Origin of the sequence: Paenibacillus sp. FSL R5-0887 (assembly GCF_038002305.1) — a bacterium.
Lineage (GTDB): Bacteria > Bacillota > Bacilli > Paenibacillales > Paenibacillaceae > Paenibacillus_AQ > Paenibacillus_AQ odorifer.
In genome coordinates this window covers 182316-202174 of sequence record NZ_JBBOCE010000002.1, presented here as the reverse complement: position 1 = coordinate 202174, position 19859 = coordinate 182316, and the positions used below count along the sequence as shown (strand labels likewise).

Here is a 19859-nt window from a genome sequence, read left to right as displayed (position 1 = left end):
TAACAGTAATATATGTAATTATTATATTATGGGAAGTCACATTTATCCATACATTACACACATGATTGCATTATCAGAGGATGAATGAATCTATTATAATGAGTACATAAAGAACGCTTTACTAATTCCCACTGGCTGAAGCAGCGAAAGGATGGAGTGGCATTAATGAGCATACAGGAACTTAATAACAAATTTATTGAAAAATATGGGGTGAGCGGGGAAGAGGCTAAGGTGTTTTATGCACCAGGTCGTGTCAATCTCATCGGAGAGCACTTGGATTATAACGGCGGGTATGTACTTCCCGCAGCTTTGGAATTCGGTACAACGCTGATTGTGCGTCCACGTAGTGACAGCAAAGTGAATTTTGCATCAACTAATTTTCCTTACGAAGCTTCTATTGATTATAGCGAAATTGGCAAGGCCAAAACGGGTGAATGGATTGACTATCCGATTGGGGTAATGGTTGAGCTGGATAAGAAAAGCACACCAGTATCCAAAGGGTACGATCTGCTGTTCCATGGCGATATTCCGAATGGAGCAGGCTTGTCCTCCTCGGCCTCTCTTGAAGTCGTTACTGCTTATGCGTTCCTGACTCTCGAAGGTGGCGATACAGACACTGTTGAGATTGCACTTTTGTCCCAGCGTGCTGAGAACCAGTACGTAGGTGTAAACTCCGGAATTATGGATCAGTTCGCAGTTGCTAACGGCAAACGCGATCATGCGATCCTGCTGATGTGCGACACACTTGAGTACAATTTGGTACCGTTCATCACAGGTTCATACAAATTGGTTATCGGCAACACGAACAAACGCAGAGGGCTTGTAGATTCCAAGTACAATGAACGCCGTCAGCAGTGTGATGAGGCATTGGCTATTTTGCAAAAAGAAGTGCCTTCACTAGCTTATCTGGCACAGCTTAATCGTGAACAGTTCGAAGCACATCAAGATAAAATCACAGACGAAATTGTAAGACGCCGCGCTCGCCATGTTGTGGAAGAGAATCAACGCGTGCTAGATTCCGTTGAGGTATTAAAAAACAATGATCTGAAGCAGTTTGGACAGTTCATGAATGATTCGCATGCGTCCTTGCGCGATTTGTATGAAGTTAGCTGTGCAGAGCTTGATATTATGGTTGAAGAAGCTGGGCGCATCCCAGGTACACTCGGTTCCCGTATGACTGGCGCGGGTTTCGGAGGCTGTACAGTATCTTTGGTACATGAAGATGATATAGAACGTTTTATTCGTGAAGTTGGTGAAGCCTATACCACAAGATCTGGTTTGGTTGGCGAGTTCTACGTTTGCGGCATCGGTAATGGTGTCCAAGAATTGAAGGGAGTGTAATCAGATGGCGATTTTAGTAACAGGTGGAGCAGGGTATATTGGGTCTCATACTGTAGCGGAGCTGCTGGATCGTGGCGAAGAAGTGGTGGTCCTCGACAATCTGCTAACAGGGCATCGTGAGGCGTTGCTGGGTGGCAAGCTGTACGAAGGTGATCTGCGTGATAAAGAACTGCTGGGTAAGCTGTTCGCTGAAAATGAGATTGAAGCGGTTATCCATTTTGCTGCAAGCTCTTTGGTCGGAGAAAGCATGAAGGACCCTGTAAAATATTACGACAACAACGTATATGGTACACAGTGTCTTCTAGAAGCTATGCAAAAAGCGGGCGTGAACAAGATCGTATTCTCGTCCACAGCCGCAACCTACGGCGAACCGGAAAAGGTGCCGATTGAAGAAACAGACCGCACTGAACCAGCCAATGTGTATGGAGAAACTAAGCTGACCATGGAACGGATGATGGCTTGGTTTGATAAAGTACTGGGCATCAAATACGTAGCATTGCGTTACTTCAATGCAGCTGGCGCACATGCCAGTGGCAAAATCGGTGAAGACCATCGTCCAGAAAGTCATTTGGTGCCGCTGGTATTGCAAACGGCCTTGAAGCAACGTGACAGTATCGCAGTTTTCGGAGATGACTATCCTACAGAAGACGGTACTTGTGTGCGCGACTACATCCATGTCAGCGATCTGGCTGACGCCCATGTTCGTGCGGTAACTTACCTGCGCAGCGGAAGCAGCAGCAATATTTTCAACCTGGGCAATGGACTTGGATTCTCGGTAAAACAGGTGATTGAAACGGCGAAGAAGGTTACTGGACTTGAAATTCCTGTAGTCATTCAAGAACGCCGTGCCGGCGATCCGGCTGTGCTGGTAGCTTCCTCTGACAAAGCGCGTAGCGTCCTTGGATGGAACCCGCAGCATGCAGATTTGGAAGATATCATTCAAAGTGCATGGAACTGGCACTCTGCCAATCCGCAAGGATACGGAGAATAAGGGACTTTAGGTTAGCTTATCTTGAACTTGAGACCCTACTTAAGGAGAATTAAAATGCACAACGAGAATAAGATTACACCTGCTGGCCAGAAAGCATTACATGCGATTGAGCAGCTTGTTCTGTTCGCACTGCGCCAGCAGCTTATAGCTCCATCCGATGAAGATTATAGCCGTAATGTGCTGCTCGAACAGTTCGGTTTCAGTGAGCCGCATGTAGGTGACATCGATCAAAGTCCATTGGAAGGGCCGCAGGCTCCACTCGATGCACTGATTGATTATGGTTTTGAAATCGGATTGATCCCAGAGAATAGTGACACTTACCGTGACTTGCTGGATGCCAAGATTATGGGACTTCTCATGGCCCGTCCTTCGGATGTAAATGCTGAGTTCTATAGTCTGACCGCTGAAAAAGGCATCTCCGCGGCTACAGATCGTTTTTATAAATTGAGCATTGATTCGAACTATATTCGGATGGATCGGATCTCGAAGAATGTCTACTGGCTGCAGGATTCGCCGTACGGAGACATTGAAATGACGATCAATTTGTCCAAGCCTGAGAAAAATCCGAAGGAAATCGCAATGGCTCGGCTGCTCCCGCCGCCAGTCTATCCGAAATGTCTGCTGTGCCGTGAGAATGTAGGTTATGCCGGACGGATCAATCATCCGCCGCGCCAGAACCTGCGTATCATTCCGCTTAACCTGAATAATGAAAAATGGTTCTTCCAATACTCGCCATATGTTTACTACAATGAGCACTGTATTGTATTCCATCATGATCATGTGCCAATGAAGCTTACCAAGGATACCTTGAAGCGGCTGCTTAGCTTCGTGGAATCATTCCCGCATTATTTTATTGGCTCCAATGCAGACTTACCGATTGTTGGCGGCTCTATTCTGACGCATGACCATTTTCAGGGCGGACGCCACACATTCCCGATTCAAAAAGCGCCTAAGGAAGATACATTTACACATGCTTCTTATCCGGGTGTCAGCATTAATATCGTAAAATGGCCGATGTCCGTATTGCGCTTAAATGGAGAAGATCCTGCGGTTCTATTGGAATGCGGAAATGCGCTTTATGAAGCTTGGAAAGCCTACAGCGATCCAGAGGCGGAAGTGCTAGCCTTTAGTGAGGTTGACGGTGAAGTACAACCTCATAATACTGTTACTCCTATCGTCCGCCGGGCCGAGGACGGCAGCTTCGAGATGGATCTTGTGCTGCGGAATAACCGGACTAATGAGCAATATCCTGAAGGGATTTTTCATCCGCACCGGGAAATGCATCATATCAAGAAAGAAAACATCGGCTTGATCGAAGTTATGGGACTGGCGATTCTGCCGGGCCGTTTGAAGGAAGAACTCGATTCCATCGCAGGTATTCTTGCAGGAGATCAAGCGCTGTTAGAAGCGGTGAAGAATGACCCTAGTCATTCTCTTGCGCAGCATGCGGCTTGGATTCAGGAGCTGGTGGAGCGATTCGGAACTGCACTGCAACACGAGGAAGCGCTCAAGATTGTGCAGAACGAAGTTGGCATCAAGTTTACGCATATTCTTGAACACGCTGGCGTTTACAAACGGACTCCAGAAGGTCAAGCGGCTTTCCGCCGTTTCGTAACAAGCTTCGGCGCTTTGTAGTAAGTGAATTTGGATTTAAGGATGACCTCAAGCCTATGGGCTTGGGGCATCTTTTTTTATTCGGAATGACGAAACCCAGCCACCTAATTTGAATGCGGGTAACCAGAGGTTTATAATACGAAGGAGTAAGACATTATGAATTAACTACTGGAGGTTTACACATATGCGTAAATTTGAATTTTATAATCCTACCAAGCTGATTTTTGGACAGGGTACCCTTGAAGCCTTGAAGACGGAGGTTCCTAAGTACGGTAAAAATGTGCTTTTGATGTACGGTGGCGGCAGTATCAAGCGCAGTGGTCTGTACGATAAAGTAGTTGCTGAGCTGAGTTCAATAGGCGCTACAGTGACTGAACTCTCTGGAGTAGAACCCAATCCACGTCTTTCCACAGTACATAAAGGCGTAGAGCTGTGCCGGGAGCATAATATTGACCTGGTTCTTGCAGTAGGGGGCGGAAGCGTATTGGACTGCGCAAAAGCTGTTGCTGTTGGAGCGAAATATGATGGTGATATGTGGGACTTTGTAGAGCGTAAAGCAGCGGCTCAAGACGCGCTTCCACTGGGTACAGTGCTGACAATGGCTGCTACGGGTTCCGAAATGAATAATGGCTCCGTAATCACAAACGAGGTTACTAAGGAAAAAATGGGCTGGGGCAGCGTGCATGCCTACCCGGCATTCTCGATTCTTGATCCAGAGAACACTTTTTCTCTGCCACGTGATCAGACCGTTTATGGCATGGTGGACATCATGTCACATGTACTGGAGCACTATTTCCATACAGACGGCAATACACCGGTACAAGACGGGTTCTGTGAAACTTTGCTGCGCACTGTAATTGAAACCGCGCCGAAGCTTATCGAAGATCTGAACAACTACGAGCTGCGTGAGACCATTATGTACTGCGGTACGATGGCGCTTAACGGAATGGTCAGCATGGGTTTTGCCGGAGATTGGGCGACTCATAATATCGAGCATGCAGTGTCGGCTGTTTACGATATTCCACATGGTGGAGGTTTGGCGATTTTGTTCCCGCAATGGATGAAATATAACCTCAGCACAAACCCTGCGCGTTTCCGTCAGCTTGCAGTAAATGTGTTCGGAGTTGATCCTGCTGGCAAGACTGATGAAGAAATCGGGCTGGAGGGTATTGAGGCTCTGCGTAATTTCTGGGATTCCATCGGTGCGCCGAAGACGCTCGGAGATTATGATATTGATGACAGCGAGATCGGCAGTATGGCTGACAAGGCTGTTCGTTTCGGAGCATTTGGTAATTTCCGCAAGCTTGAGCGTGAAGATGTAGTTGAGATTTATAAAATGGCTTTGTAAGTAAATTCTTCTACGGAAAGAGACCATTTGTCTTTATTCTAGAAGTCGCAATAGAATGTCAAAGAAGCGAATCCTCCGTTATGGAGGATTCGCTTTTTTGTGTTTATGGTCTAGTGTGACTTGCTCCTCTTGCTATACTTTTCGGTCGTTCTCATCCCAAGGTTTCGCTGCCGCTGGCGAACCTCCGCTGCCGCTGGCGAACCTCCAGCTGCTGGCGAACCTCCCGCGCCGCTGGCGAACCTCCAGCGCCGCTGGCGAACCTCCGCCGCCGCTGGCGAACCTCCAGCGCCGCTGGCGAACCTCCCGCCGCTGGCGAACCTCCGCTGCCGCTGGCGAACCCCTCCGCTGCCGCTGGCGAACCTCCAGCTGCCGCTGGCGAACCTCCCGCCGCTGGCGAACCTCCGCTGCCGCTGGCGAACCTCCGCTGCCGCTGGCGAACCTCCGCTGCCGCTGGCGAACCTCCGCTGCCGCTGGCGAACCTCCAGCCGCCGCTGGCGAACCTCCGCGCCGCTGGCGAACCTCCGCGCCGCTGGCGAACCTCCGCTGCCGCTGGCGAACCTCCGCTGCCGCTGGCGAACCTCCGCTGCCGCTGACCGAACATCACTGCCGCTGACCGTACCTCACTGCCGCTGACCGTACCTCACTGCCGCTGATCGCACCTCATCAATCACTGTTCGCACCCGTAATCTAATCCGTCGACCGTCCTCGGGAGTCTTACGGACCTAGCTGACGTTATTTGCGAATTTTCAGCCTTTTGAGCAAGTTTTCGGACACCAGAGACACTATTGCTTCGAAATGGTCTTATATTTGCTGTTTTTCATGCCAATAGGGGCTATGCGGTCCGATAGCATACCAAATGTGGGAAAAATCGGCGAATAGGGTCTGCTGAGTCCGATGGGCCGAGGTGCGTAAGCAGCATAGCCTCTTCATACGCGCGAGAGTGTTACCCAACCAACTAGGGTTTGTAAGATCCCCTCACGACTGATTCCTCTACAAATATACGCCTACCCTACGGACCCAGCTGACGTTATATGCGAATTTTCAGCCTTTTGAGCAAGTTTTCGGACACCAGAGACACTATTGCTTCGAAATAGCCTCATATTTGTTGTTTTTCATGCCAATAGGGACTATGCGGTCCGATAGCATACCCAATGTCGGATAAATCGGCGAATAGGGTCTGCTGAGTCCGATGGGCCGAGGTGCTGAGGCGCCGAGGTGCGAAAGCAGCATAGCCTCTTATGCGCGAGAGTGTTACCTAACCAACTAGGGTTTGTAAGATCCCCTCACGACTGATTCCTCTACCAATACACGCGTACCCTACGGACCCAGCTGATGCTATATGCGAATTTTCAGCCTTTTGAGCAAGTTTTCGGACACCAGAGACACTATTGCTTCGAAATGGTCTTATATTTGCTGGTTTTTATGCCAATAGGGGCTATGCGGTCCGATAGCATACCAAATGTCGGATAAATCGTCAAATAGGGTCTGCTGAGTCCGATAGGCCGAGGCGAAAGCAGCATAGCCTCTTCATACGCGTGAGAGTGTTACCTAACCAACTAGTGTTTGTAATCCCCCCTCACAACCGATTCCTCTACCAATACACGCCTACCCTACGGACCCAGCTGACGTTATTTGCGGATTTTCAGCTTTTTGAGCAAACTTTCGGACACCAGAGACACTATTGCTTCGAAATGGTCTTATATTTGCTGATTTTCATGCGAATAGGGACTATGCGGTCCGATAGCATACCAAATGTCGGAAAAATCGGCGAATAGGGACTGCTGAGTCCGATAGGACGAGGTGCCGAGGCGCGAAAGCAACATAGCCTCTTCATACGCGCGAGAGTGTTACCAACAAAAATCAGCGCCTCAGCAACTATTGAACGGCCTTTAGGACAGCCCCAGCACATGTAATAAAATAGTGCCAATGTGAGCATGCTTATCCTCTGAATGGAACTTATTTGGGTGAATATCCAAAGATTGTGAAACCAAGGACCTACTTTGTACGTTTAATGTAATATGACAGTCCTGATTGAAGACAGGAGGAAATAAAAATGCAAACGCTGTATTTAGGCTGCTTGGCGCTAGGCGTCATATTTGCCATAGTCAGCGTCCTGGTGGGAGATCTGATCGGAGATGCCTTGCATGGGGTCTTTGATTTCGTATCCGTAGATTTTCTGAATCCCACCGTACTGGCAGGAGGAATAACCGTGTTCGGCGGAGCGGGCATTCTTCTAACCCGGTACAGCGCTCTGGAAGCTGGGGCGATCATTGCTTTGTCTTTGTTAGCCGCCGCTTTTTTGGGAGTACTTATGTATCTAGGGGTGGTTAAGCCCATGGAAAAAAGCGAAATGTCCAATGGTTTCTCAATGAGTGATCTGCCAGGCAAGATCGGGGAAATCACAATTCCTGTTCCCGCCACTGGTTATGGTGAGATTATGGTAAAGTTTGGCGCCGGCAATAGCCTGCATACGGCAGCAAGCTTTGATCATGAGCTGCTTCCGGCAGGGATTAAAGTTGTTGTAGTGGAGGTTAGAGAAGGCGTTGCATTGGTGTCAGAATTCGAAAAGAGAAGAGGAGTGGATCTTTAATGTTCGGTATTCCTGAGTATTTGTTAGTCCCTGCAGTTGTCGTTGCTGTTTTGTTTGTGCTAGGTATCGCATTCTGGGCACGTTACAAAACGGTTGGACCCGATGAAGGGATGATCGTAACGGGGTCGTTCTTAGGGAAAAATCATATTTCAGACGATGGTTCTGGTCGTAAAATAAAGATTGTACGCGGGGGCGGGGCCTTTATACTCCCAGTCTTCCAGAAGGCTGAATTTATGTCGCTTCTTTCTCATAAACTCGATGTGACGACCCCGGAGGTATACACCGAACAAGGGGTTCCGGTTATTGCCGACGGTGTGGCGATCATTAAAGTGGGTAGCTCAACGGAAGATGTGGCGACAGCTGCTGAGCAATTTATGGGCAAACCGATTGAAGCACTGAAGAGCGAAGCACAAGAAGTTCTTGAAGGTCATCTGCGGGCCATTCTCGGTTCGATGACCGTTGAGGAAGTATATCGTAACCGTGACCGCTTTGCGCAAGAGGTTCAAGGCGTGGCGGCGCGTGATCTTAAGAAAATGGGTCTGCAAATTGTTTCCTTTACCATCAAGGATGTGCGAGACAAACATGGATATCTAGAGGCACTGGGTAAACCGCGGATAGCTGCTGTGAAGCGGGATGCAGAGATCGCTGAAGCAGAAGCAGTGCGGGATGCGAGAATTCAAAAGGCAAACGCAGAAGAGCAAGGGCAAAAAGCTGAGCTGCTGCGGGATACGAATATTGCCGAAGCCTCCAAGGAAAACCAGCTTAAGGTGGCTGCGTTTAAACGGGATCAGGATACAGCGAAAGCGGAAGCCGATCAGGCTTATCATATTCAAGAGGCACGTGCAAAGCAGACCGTTGTTGAAGAACAGATGAAGGTTGAGCTGGTACGTAAGGAACGTGAAATCGATTTGCAAGCCAAAGAAATTCAAGTTCGCGAGAAGCAGTATGATGCTGAAGTGAAGAAAAAAGCAGAAGCGGATCGTTATGCAGTAGAGCAAGCGGCGGAAGCCGATAAGGCGAAGAGAATGCGTGAGGCAGATGCCTTGCAATATAGTATTGAAACGCAAGCTAAAGCGACATCTGAGCAGAAGCGTCTTGAAGGTCAAGCGATGGCGGATGCAGAGCTGGCTAAAGGTACAGCGGATGCTGAGGTTATCCGGTTGCGTGGTCTAGCGGAAGCAGAAGCCAAAGAGAAACTGGCGGAAGCTTTCCAGAAATTCGGCGAAGCAGCGGTGCTCGATATCATCGTCAAAATGCTGCCTGATTTGGCTGGCCAAATTGCGAAGCCGCTGGCATCTATTGATAAACTTACCGTTGTAGATACCGGTAACGGGGAAGGTGCAGCCCGGGTCAGCAATTATGTGACTCAGCTAATGTCCACCGCTCCAGAGATGTTGAAGAGCGTCTCAGGGATTGATGTAGAGGCACTGATCAAGGGGTTGACCTCTAAAGCTTCCGGAAGCAAAGGAGCATCAGTTACACCAGTCGCACAAGTCGCACCTGTTGCACCAGCTACACCTGCAACTTATATTCAGCCATCAGTAACATCTAGTACAGCCAGCGAGACTTTAACTTCTGTGCCTGAACAAAAGGAAAAATAGTTTAATGCAATTTATATTGATTTAATTTACTTAAGGTATGACTGGCAAAGCTGCTGGTCATACCTTAATCTTTATGTTTTGATCTGTTTTGATCTAAATTAGACAACATGATAAAAAGCTCATGCGTTTACAGGTGATTTTTGATGAAGCTTATAGCTTATCGGCATCCCGTGGGAATTATTGTATATATAGACATCGACGCTTTCACTGGTGTTTAAAGATTTTTTCAGGTAAAATAAAAGCCTTTAAGGCTGTTCACTCGATCTACTAGCTTAGTAAGGACACAGAGTGTTCTTCTAATATGCAATTCTTGGTGTTATGATGGTAGCAAAGCTTGTATTCATCGTACGATTTCTTATTGCGTATGCTGCTGGAAGTTAGGTGTTTAGAAATAAAAGAGGTGTCAAAAATGAGTAGCATAACAGTGGCGAAGGTGTTGAATAACAACGTTATCATTGCCCAGCATCCTCAATATTCCGAGGTTGTAGTTATCGGTAAAGGGATAGGGTTTAACCGCAAGCTGCGGGATCAGATTAATCTATCCTCCGTGGAGAAGATGTTTATTCTTCGCAGCCAGGAGGAACAGGAACAATATAAACAGCTTCTTCCCCAAGTGGATGAGAAGTTGATTGAGGTCGTTCAAGAAATAGTATTACATATTATGCATTGTAGCCGTCAGCCGCTTAATGAGCATATTCACATTGCACTTACCGACCATATTTCTTTTGCTATCCGTCGTTTCGAACAAGATATCCCAATTCATAATCCATTTTTGTATGAAACTAAGGAGATTTATCCTGAGGAATATAAGATGGCAGAATATGCGATTGGAAGGATTAATGAGGCTATGGGCGTGGAATTGCCGGTGGATGAGATAGGTTTTGTGGCTCTTCATATTGTCAGCGCACTTAGTAATAGGCAAATTTCCGAGGTTAGACAACATTCTCTCTTGATTGGAGAGCTGGTTGGGTTAGTCGAGAATTATCTGGACTATCGAATCCCACGTGATTCACTTGATTACTCAAGACTGGTAACCCATCTGCGATTCGTTCTAGAAAGATTACGCCGTGGAGAGGCGGTACAAGAGACCTCAACCCTGGATGGACTCATGAAACGGGAGTATCCTGAGATGTATTCGTTGGCTTGGAAATTAACAAAAATTATCGAACAGCGTGTGCGAATTCCCGTGTATCAAGCTGAGGTAAGTTATTTGACGATTCACCTGCAGCGTATTGCTCAGAAAAAAGTGGACGAACAAGATATGGACAAGAATGGTGAAGCTCCTTAAAGTGCAAAAGTTGTAACAAATCATGGTTTCAAAAAAAACGCTTGCCACTTAAAAAAAACGATGCTACAATGTTCACTGTCATCAACAAAACAGAATATCGAGCGTGTAACTGATTCGATCAGGCATGAGTGAATTACAGTATTTTGGTTGTTAACCCCCTTCTTGGGGCAATCTAACGATAGCGTTAGATTACAACTCCTATACTGTGTTGCTCATGCCTTTTTTGGCATCTGTTTTAGTGAAATTAATGAAAGGAGTAACCTAAATGTTTAAAAAGTTGTTTGGTGTTTTACAAAGAGTTGGTAAAGCTCTGATGCTTCCAGTAGCTATTCTGCCTGCGGCAGGTTTGCTTCTTGGAATAGGAAACATGCTGGTAAACCCAGACTTCCTGCAATATGTTCCAGCACTGGAGAACCATGTTGTTCAGGCTGTTGCCAACGTATTGATGAACTCAGGACAAATTGTATTTGATAATCTAGCCTTACTCTTCGCGGTGGGGGTTGCGATAGGTTTAGCCGGCGGTGAAGGTGTTGCGGGTCTAGCTGCCATTATCGGTTTCCTCGTAATGAACATTACGATGGGTACAGTTATTGGCGTTAATGATTACGTCCTGAGCCAAGGCGACTTCTCGTATGCCAGCGTATTAGGGATTCCAACACTGCAAACAGGGGTGTTTGGAGGTATACTCGTCGGTATATTGGCTTCGGCCATGTACAAGCGATTCTTCAAAATTGAGCTTCCTTCTTACCTGGGTTTCTTCGCAGGTAAACGTTTCGTACCGATCATGACGGCGGTAACAGCTCTAATCTTGGGCTTGTTACTGACAATAGTATGGCCACCTATTCAACATGGTCTGAACTATGTGTCACAAAGTATGATTGATACGAACAAAACGCTTGCAGCGTTTATCTTCGGAACGATCGAACGTTCGCTCATTCCTTTTGGACTGCATCACATTTTCTACTCTCCATTCTGGTATGAATTTGGTACCTACGTTGATAAAGCTGGAGAATTGGTACGTGGTGACCAACGGATCTTCATGCAGCAGCTTCGCGATGGAGTAGACTTCACAGCAGGGACATTTACTACGGGTAAATATCCATTCATGATGTTTGGTCTTCCAGCAGCGGCTTTGGCTATCTATCATGAAGCTAAACCTCAGAATAAAAAGATCGTCGGAAGTTTGATGATTTCCGCGGCATTGACATCGTTCTTGACAGGGATTACTGAGCCGCTCGAATTCTCGTTCCTATTCGTGGCTCCATTGCTGTTCGCTGTACATGCTGTGTTTGCAGGTCTGTCCTTTATGACTATGCATATTCTTGATGTTAAAATCGGCATGACATTCTCGGGTGGTTTTATCGATTTTGTGCTCTTCGGTATTATCCCGAACCGTACAGCTTGGTGGCTGGTCATTCCGGTAGGTCTAGCCCTTGCCTTAATTTATTACTTCGGCTTCCGGTTTGTAATTCGGAAATTCAATCTTATGACACCGGGTCGTGAAGAAGATACGAATGAAGAAGAAGTGAATACGGAGTCTGTCTCCAGAGCCGGTGATGATCTACCGCGGAACATTTTGTCCGCTCTAGGTGGTAAAGAAAACATCACTCATCTAGATGCTTGTATTACCCGCCTTCGTGTTGAAGTTAAAGATAAGGCAGGCGTAGACAAGAACCGTCTTAAGAAACTTGGTGCATCAGGTGTGCTGGAAGTGGGTAATAACGTTCAAGCGATTTTTGGCACACGTTCAGATACGATTAAATCGCAGATTCAAGATGTGATTAACGGAAAGACACCTGCGGCTTCAGCAGCTCCAGTAGTGGTTACTCCAGAGCCAGAAGAAGAACAACAGGCAGGTGAAGCTGGTGAAGCGATTATCAAGGAAGATATCGTATCTCCAGTAAACGGTGAATTGTTGGATATCACAGAGGTACCAGATCCAGTATTCTCCCAAAAAATGACGGGCGACGGCTTCGCGTTCCTATCCGAAGATGGGAAGATTGCTTCACCGGTTTACGGTAAGGTATTTAACGTGTTCCCGAGCAAACATGCCATCGGTATTATGTCTGACGGAGGCAAGGAAGTGCTCGTTCATATTGGGGTTAATACGGTTAAGCTTAAAGGTCAAGGCTTCACGGTATTAGTTGAAGAAGGCGATCTTGTAGCGGCTGGGCAACCGATTATGGAAGTGGATTTAGAGTATGTAAAAGCACATGCACCTTCTGTAATCTCACCTGTTATTTTCTCGAATTTACCAGAAGGCTCTTCTGTAACATTGAAGAAGCCGGGTAAGGTTTCTATAGGAGACCAAGACATCATTACGATTCAGTAAAAGTGCAAGGGCCGATGCTTCCTTGTTCATACAAGGAAGCGAAGCTTTCACTATAAATTTAAAATACTCTAATAACAGAAAGCGAGTTGGATAATATTATGCAAAAAACATTCAGAATTGTCGATGAAGATGGAATTCACGCACGTCCAGCAACTGCCTTGGTTAATACAGCAACAAAATTCAAAGGTACAGAAGCATTTGCAGAAGCTAAAGGTAAAAAAGTAACTTTGAAATCCATTCTTGGCGTATTGTCATTGGGTCTTGAAGCTGGAGATACTTTGTCTTTGATTACTGAAGGAAGCGAAGAAGCAGAAGCTTTGAATGCTCTTCAAGAAGTAATGATTAAAGAAGGGCTAGGGGAAATCCATGAATAAGATTTCAGGAATCGCGGCTTCAGCAGGGATTGCAGTAGCCCGTGCTTTTATCCTGAAACATCCGGATTATACGATTACGAAGACAAGTATCAGTGATACTGAAGCAGAAGTCGCTAAGTTGAATGATGCACTCGCCAAATCAAGAGTGGAGCTGCAAACGATTAAAGAGCGTACTTTGGCAGAGCTGGGGGAGAAGAAGGCTGAGATTTTCGAATCACATCTGCTTATTCTTGAAGACCCAGAGCTGATCAATCCTGTAATTGATAAAATCCGTGAGGAATCGGTTAACGCGGACTATGCGCTAAACGAAGTGGCTACGCAATTCATTGAGATGTTCGAAAATATGAAGAGTGCCTATCTGCAGGAACGTGCAGCTGATATGCGTGATGTTACCAAGCGCTTGCTGAACCACCTGCTGGGCATTCATTATGTAAGTCCTGCAGAAATCAGTGAAGAAGTAATCGTGATTGCTCAAGATCTAACACCATCGGATACAGCACAGCTTAATCGTAAGTTCGTTAAAGGCTTCACAACGAACATTGGTGGACGGACTTCTCACTCTGCAATTATGGCCCGTTCTTTGGAAATTCCAGCGGTTGTTGGAACTAAAACGGTTCTGTCAGAAGTGAATTCTGGCGATTTGGTGATTGTCGATGGTCTGAACGGAGACGTTCTGATCAATCCTAGCGAAGCTGAAGTGGCAGAGTACACTCGCAAGCAGGAAGCTTACGACTTGCAAATCGCAGAATGGAAGAAACTTCGCGACGAACCTACAGTATCAGCAGACGGTAAACATGTTGAACTAGCTGCCAATATTGGTACACCAAATGATGTGAATGGTGTCATTGAGAATGGTGGCGAAGGTGTAGGTCTGTACCGCACTGAGTTCCTTTACATGGGTCGCGATAAGCTGCCTTCTGAGGAAATTCAATATAACGCCTACCGTACTGTACTTGAGAACATGAAGGGTAAGCCGGTAGTCGTACGTACCCTGGATATCGGTGGCGATAAAGAGCTGCCTTATCTTGACCTTCCGAAGGAAATGAATCCTTTCCTTGGTTTCCGTGCGATCCGCCTATGCCTGGATCGTCAGGATATTTTCCGTACTCAATTACGCGCATTACTAAGAGCGAGTGTTCACGGGGATCTTCGCATTATGTTCCCTATGATAGCTACGCTTGGTGAATTCCGTGCTGCGCGTGATCTTTTGCTCGAAGAAAAAGCTAAGCTTCGGGAAGAAGGTAAGGAAGTATCAGACAACATTCAGCTTGGCATAATGGTTGAGATTCCATCAACTGCTGTACTGGCTGACCAGTTTGCTAAGGAAGTTGATTTCTTCAGTATCGGTACGAATGATCTTATTCAATATACAATGGCTGCGGACCGTATGAATGAACAGGTATCTTACCTGTATCAGCCTTACAATCCAGCCATCCTGCGTTTGGTCAAAAATGTAATTGATGCAGCGCATGCAGAAGGTAAATGGACGGGGATGTGTGGTGAAATGGCTGGTGACGCAACAGCTATTCCGCTGCTACTGGGTCTTGGTCTCGACGAATTCAGCATGAGTGCAACTTCCATTTTGCCAGCGCGTAGTCAAATTTCTAAATTGTCGGCTGCCGACATGAAGGATTTGGCTGCAAAAGCGTTGCAGCTTGGCACGGCTGAAGAAGTCGCTGCGCTTGTTCAAAGTATCGCTAAGTAACTTTTTACGCATGCATTAATCCGTTTTAGCGTTCTACTGTTTTTCCAACTACTATTGCCGACTTCCGATGGCTGGAGGTCGGCTTTTTTATGTTTTTTAACCTATAATTTTCTGTAATTCGACCTCATTTACTGTTCACTGTTTATTTTCTTTATTGCGCAGATGTCTATACCGATAGTATTAGTAATGAGCATAAAGTCGATAAGGAACCCAAACCTATAAATATGTCGTACATATAATAGTAAGGATCCATAGAAAGTTTATACTCCATTTGCCGACTTGCAGCGCTGTGCAAGTATTAATATGAAATGAATTGGTAATATATGGACTTATAAGCAACCCCACAGGTTAGGTGGGGAGCCATAGGATGGTGTTAATTCATGAGTAAAAATTATATAAATGCAGAATTGATGATGGAAGTCTACGAGGGCAAGGATTTAGGCTTGACGTATTCAACGGAGTACAGTGTATTTAAAGTCTGGGCACCTACGGCACTTGCTGTGTCCCTTGTACTGTACGAAACAGGTGGGCATCAACTGAATACTGAGTCACCTAAGAGTGCTATGGACAATGGTCGTATTGTATATATGCAGCGTAGTAATGGTGGAGTCTGGCAGACCAAGTTATCAGGTGATCTAAAAGGGAAATATTATATGTACCGTGCTGTTTTTGCAGATGGCAATGTGACGGAAGCAGTAGATCCTTATGCAAGAGCCGTATCTGCAAATGGTTTAAGATCAGCAATCGTTAATTTGCAGGATACGAATCCAGAACATTGGGATCAGGATGTAGCGCCTCCGTTACAGCATCCTGCCGACGCAGTGATTTATGAACTGCATGTTCGTGACTTCTCCTCACATGAGAGCTCAGGTATGCATTATAAGGGTAAATTCAAAGCATTTACCGAATTTGGATTAAAGGATTCGGCAGGAAATACAGTGGGGATTGATCATCTGTCTGAATTAGGGATTACCCATGTACATCTGATGCCGGTATTTGATTTTCAGACCGTGGATGAGCTGAAGGTGGTCAATCGGGGTTCCTCCATAACTAATGTGGACTACAATTGGGGGTATGATCCCCAGCATTATAATGTACCTGAAGGATCTTACAGCACCGATCCTGCCAATCCTGGCTTGCGGATTCGTGAATTTAAAGAGATGGTGCAGGCCTTACACAGCCGCGGGATCGCGGTAATTATGGATGTCGTTTACAACCATACGTATGCTGTGGAGAATGGCCCCTTTGAGCCGCTTGTCCCAGATTATTTCTACCGCCGCGATTTTACGGGACGTTTGTCGAATGGCTCCGGGGTTGGCAATGAGCTGGCTACAGAACGTCCGATGGTCCGTAAATTTATTAAGGACTCCTTATCCTATTGGGCTTCGGAATATCATATGGATGGTTTCCGGTTTGATCTAATGGGACTGATGGACAGTGTTACCATGCGGGAGATTACCGAAGAGCTTCGGCTAGAAGTGAATCCGAATCTGTTGCTTTACGGTGAACCTTGGACGGGTGGAGATTCTCCGCTGGCCACTAAAACGCTAAAAGGTGTACAGCGGGGCAAGGGCTATGCTGTCTTCAACGATAACTTCCGTTCAGCGATCAAAGGGGATAGTGATGGCTTCGGAAGAGGGTTCGTGACAGGCGAATACGGCAAAGAAGGTGCTATTGCAGCCGGAATTAAAGGAGCAATTCATGAGTTTACGGACTCGCCTGTGGAATCGGTGAACTATGTAACTGCCCATGATAATTTGAATTTATGGGATAAGATGCTTATCGTTCAAGGAGGGAGTCAGGAAGCTGATTTTCCGGTAATCGCTAACATGGATAACGAAGATCTGGAAGAGGCAGTGGCCCTTGCCAATCCATACGTGAATGTAGATCAGGAGAATATTCTCGGTAATGAAACTATACGTCGATCCTTGCTTGCTAACGGAATTATTCTGACCTCGCAGGGGATTCCTTTCCTGCATGCTGGAGATGAGCTCCTGCGCAGTAAATTTGGAGATCATAACAGCTACCGCAGCGGTGATGCGGTCAACTCGATCCGCTGGAATATGAAAAGTGCATTTAAGCCCGTATTTCAATATTATAAAGGCCTGATCGAGCTGCGGCGTACACATCCGGCATTTCGTCTGCATGGCCGCCAGGAAATTGAACGCTCCTTAGAATTTCTGCGTTGTGATGGCGGAATAGTATCGTATCTGCTTAGAAGCCATGCAGGAGGTGATCTCTGGAACAATATTACCGTTGTCTTCAATGCTAATAATGACCGGATGTCGGTATCACTTCCTGAGGTTGCTGATAGTTGGAACGTAGTAGTAGACCATACCCGTGCCGGGATAGAAGCCATCCGCAGAATCGAAGGCAATGAGGTAGAGGTGGAAGGGTTGTCGATGATGGTCCTTTATGATGAATGTGGTGAGCCAGCCCCACGCTCTAAAATTATCGAAATACACTATGAACGCCCAGATCAGAATTACCAAGGCTGGAATCTTTGGGTTTGGGATACAGGAATCCAGGATGGACAATGCGATTTCCGTTATATGGAGAACGGGCGTGCAGTAGCCCGCATCGAAGTGCTGCCAGATACCCAAACTATCGGATATATTTTGCGGCTTAATGATTGGGAAGAAAAAGATGGGGACGGAGACCGTTTCATTGATTGTTCTACGAATGGAGAGTTAACCAAGGTCTTAGTTCGGGATCGTGATCAGGAGATTGACGAAATTTCAGAAGATCATCTTCGGTTAAGCAGTTAGAGGCCATACAAAAAAGCTGTTTCAGGGTTGATTTTTCCTGAGACAGCTTTTTATTTGCTCTTATGGTTTTACAATGGTCTGGTTAGCTAACCCTTCGTCCACAAGCTCGTAGTAGAGATTGGCTTTATTGCCACCATAGTCTTTGGAGCGATACATCGCCAAATCGGCGGCACGCAGCAGTTCATTAATACTGCTTCCGTGTTCAGGAAATAAAGCGACTCCGATACTCGCGGAGGTATGGAAGCTGGACCCGTTATCAACAGACCAAGACTTGTTGAACAGTTTAAGTAACCGCTGTAGTGTTTCATCAAGCATCTCTGGAGAAGTGAATCGATGCAGTACAACTGCGAACTCATCTCCGCCGATCCGGAAGGCCTGACCTATTCCTTTAACCGTATGCTGAAGTTCACGGGAGAGCAGCTGAAGAAATTCGTCTCCAGCCAGATGGCCTAAGGTATCATTTAGCTGCTTGAATCTATCACAGTCCAGCAGGGCAAGCGCAATATTTTGCCTCCGTCCTTCGGGTTGGGTGATAAGGTTCTCCATATACATTTTGAAATGAGCCCTGTTGGGAATCGCTGTTAAATGGTCATAGAAGGCTAGCTTATGTAGTCGTTCTTCGTATTGTTTTCGCTGGGTAATTTCCCGAGATAACAGCATGAATTGTGCTGGGAATTTACGGCTGCCGAGAACAGGTGACACCTTAGTTTCAAGCCATACCCATTGGCCTTCTGCTCCGCGCATGCGCAGTTCAGAAATGCGCGGAGTTCCCTGAACAACACTTTTTAATTTAGCCCAGGCAATTTCCGGTTCACGTATGTAGTTGGATAACGGATCTCCTTTTTTAGGCACATAGCCTAGAATACTGGAGTGTGAGGGGGAAGCATATAGAATCAACCCGTTGGGATCCGTCAAAATAATGAAATCAGACATGGTTTCACCGATAAGCTGATAAAGTGTTTGTTCTTCCAGCATTTCATTCTGGAGCCAGATGATTTTGCGTCCAAGGTAAATAATAACTAGGAGAAACACAAATAAGAGGAGTGAATAAAGAGAGAACAAAGCGCTTTTTTTATCTCCAAATCCATCCGTTACTTGCAAGGCGTAGTTGCCAATCAAGTCCTCTGCTTGATCGAGATGTGCCCTAGCTTCATTGAATTGCGAGTTTAGGGTGAGCGCAGAATATGAATCTGGGTTCCAGCTGCTCTTCGTCCGTTCTGTTATTAGCTTATACCCTGAATTTTTCCATTTGATAATGGTAGTTTCGAAGGAGCTGAGCTCGTTTTTTAATTCGGAAAGGATAATTCCACTTTGTTTCATATCACTGTAAGGGTTTTTTATAGCGTTGATATTTGATCTTGCTACACTTATTCGTTCCTCCGCTTGAAGATTATTATCTATAAACTCCTTAGTGAACTGTTCACCTTCTGCGGCTGTTAGGTTTGGACCCATTGCGATTTGCAAGGCTACAGCGGCTTGATGCAGATCACGATCCGCGCTCAGTATAAGCTTAGAGTTCTGATATATATCATCATAAAGAGAATCTGACAATCTATTAATCGTGTAATTTAAATAGAGTAGCGAGGCGACGCTGATCCCAACCAGAAGGACGGAGATTGCAGCGAAGATATAGAATAGTTTGCGTGTTACCTTGAACTCAAAGAATCCTGCCACAGTCATCTTCTCCCTGTATAAGATGATTAAGAAAATCTATTGCTGCTTAAGTAGAACCTGCAGAACGCAATCTATGGTCAGGCGTAATTTAATACATTCACTGATGTTTGAAGGTGCTTTTGGGATAAAAGAGGTGTTGTATACATAGTGGGAAAACATAGGAAAGTGTACGTGTGAGTAAATGGTAGTTTCTAGTATATCAAGTATATAGGACGTGCTGCTTATAGAGCAAT

At 46.1% G+C, this 19859-nt stretch carries 12 protein-coding genes; 11 read left to right on the top strand and 1 reads right to left on the bottom strand.

What is annotated here, in order from left to right; all coding sequences use genetic code 11:
• Positions 1-165: 165 nt before the first annotated feature.
• The 11 genes from MKY14_RS18930 (at position 166) to pulA (ending at position 17952) form a co-directional block, all read left to right on the top strand.
• On the top strand, positions 166-1341 hold the full coding sequence (locus MKY14_RS18930; protein WP_076126360.1) for a galactokinase: 1176 nt from the start codon (positions 166-168) through the stop codon (positions 1339-1341).
• Positions 1342-1345: 4 nt separating this feature from the next.
• Positions 1346-2332 (top strand): UDP-glucose 4-epimerase GalE, encoded by a 987-nt coding sequence (galE, locus tag MKY14_RS18925; RefSeq protein WP_076126362.1) that lies wholly within the window; start codon positions 1346-1348, stop codon positions 2330-2332.
• Positions 2333-2386: 54 nt separating this feature from the next.
• Positions 2387-3967: a UDP-glucose--hexose-1-phosphate uridylyltransferase gene (locus tag MKY14_RS18920; RefSeq protein WP_076192848.1), complete on the top strand. Its 1581-nt coding sequence runs from the start codon at positions 2387-2389 to the stop codon at positions 3965-3967.
• Positions 3968-4130: 163 nt separating this feature from the next.
• The gene (locus tag MKY14_RS18915) at positions 4131-5294 is read left to right on the top strand and encodes an iron-containing alcohol dehydrogenase (protein ID WP_076192845.1); all 1164 of its coding nucleotides are present in this window, start codon (positions 4131-4133) and stop codon (positions 5292-5294) included.
• Positions 5295-7347: 2053 nt separating this feature from the next.
• Entirely contained in the window at positions 7348-7884 is a 537-nt protein-coding gene (locus tag MKY14_RS18910; RefSeq protein WP_076184696.1) for a protease, read from the top strand.
• Positions 7884-9485, top strand: a complete 1602-nt coding sequence (locus MKY14_RS18905) for a flotillin family protein (RefSeq protein WP_076192841.1) — start codon at positions 7884-7886, stop codon at positions 9483-9485. Before MKY14_RS18910 ends, MKY14_RS18905 begins: the two co-directional genes overlap by 1 nt.
• Before the next feature lie 409 nt (positions 9486-9894).
• Positions 9895-10773, top strand: coding sequence for a glucose PTS transporter transcription antiterminator GlcT (glcT, locus tag MKY14_RS18900; protein WP_076126370.1), 879 nt, complete (start codon positions 9895-9897; stop codon positions 10771-10773).
• 265 nt (positions 10774-11038) lie between these two features.
• Positions 11039-13105 carry a glucose-specific PTS transporter subunit IIBC gene (ptsG, locus tag MKY14_RS18895; protein ID WP_340395241.1) on the top strand — a complete coding sequence of 689 codons (2067 nt, stop codon included), beginning with the start codon at positions 11039-11041 and terminating at the stop codon, positions 13103-13105.
• Between the two features lie 98 nt (positions 13106-13203).
• Positions 13204-13479: an HPr family phosphocarrier protein gene (locus tag MKY14_RS18890; RefSeq protein WP_036683569.1), complete on the top strand. Its 276-nt coding sequence runs from the start codon at positions 13204-13206 to the stop codon at positions 13477-13479.
• The gene (ptsP, locus tag MKY14_RS18885) at positions 13472-15184 is read left to right on the top strand and encodes a phosphoenolpyruvate--protein phosphotransferase (protein ID WP_076301365.1); all 1713 of its coding nucleotides are present in this window, start codon (positions 13472-13474) and stop codon (positions 15182-15184) included. Before MKY14_RS18890 ends, ptsP begins: the two co-directional genes overlap by 8 nt.
• A 380-nt stretch (positions 15185-15564) precedes the next feature.
• Positions 15565-17952, top strand: a complete 2388-nt coding sequence (gene pulA / locus MKY14_RS18880; protein WP_340977103.1) for a type I pullulanase — start codon at positions 15565-15567, stop codon at positions 17950-17952.
• A 60-nt stretch (positions 17953-18012) separates the two neighbouring features.
• Here the strand turns inward: pulA and MKY14_RS18875 are convergent, their stop codons facing one another.
• Positions 18013-19626, bottom strand: coding sequence for a sensor domain-containing diguanylate cyclase (locus MKY14_RS18875; protein WP_340977102.1), 1614 nt, complete (start codon positions 19624-19626; stop codon positions 18013-18015).
• Between the last annotated feature and the right edge of the window lie 233 nt (positions 19627-19859).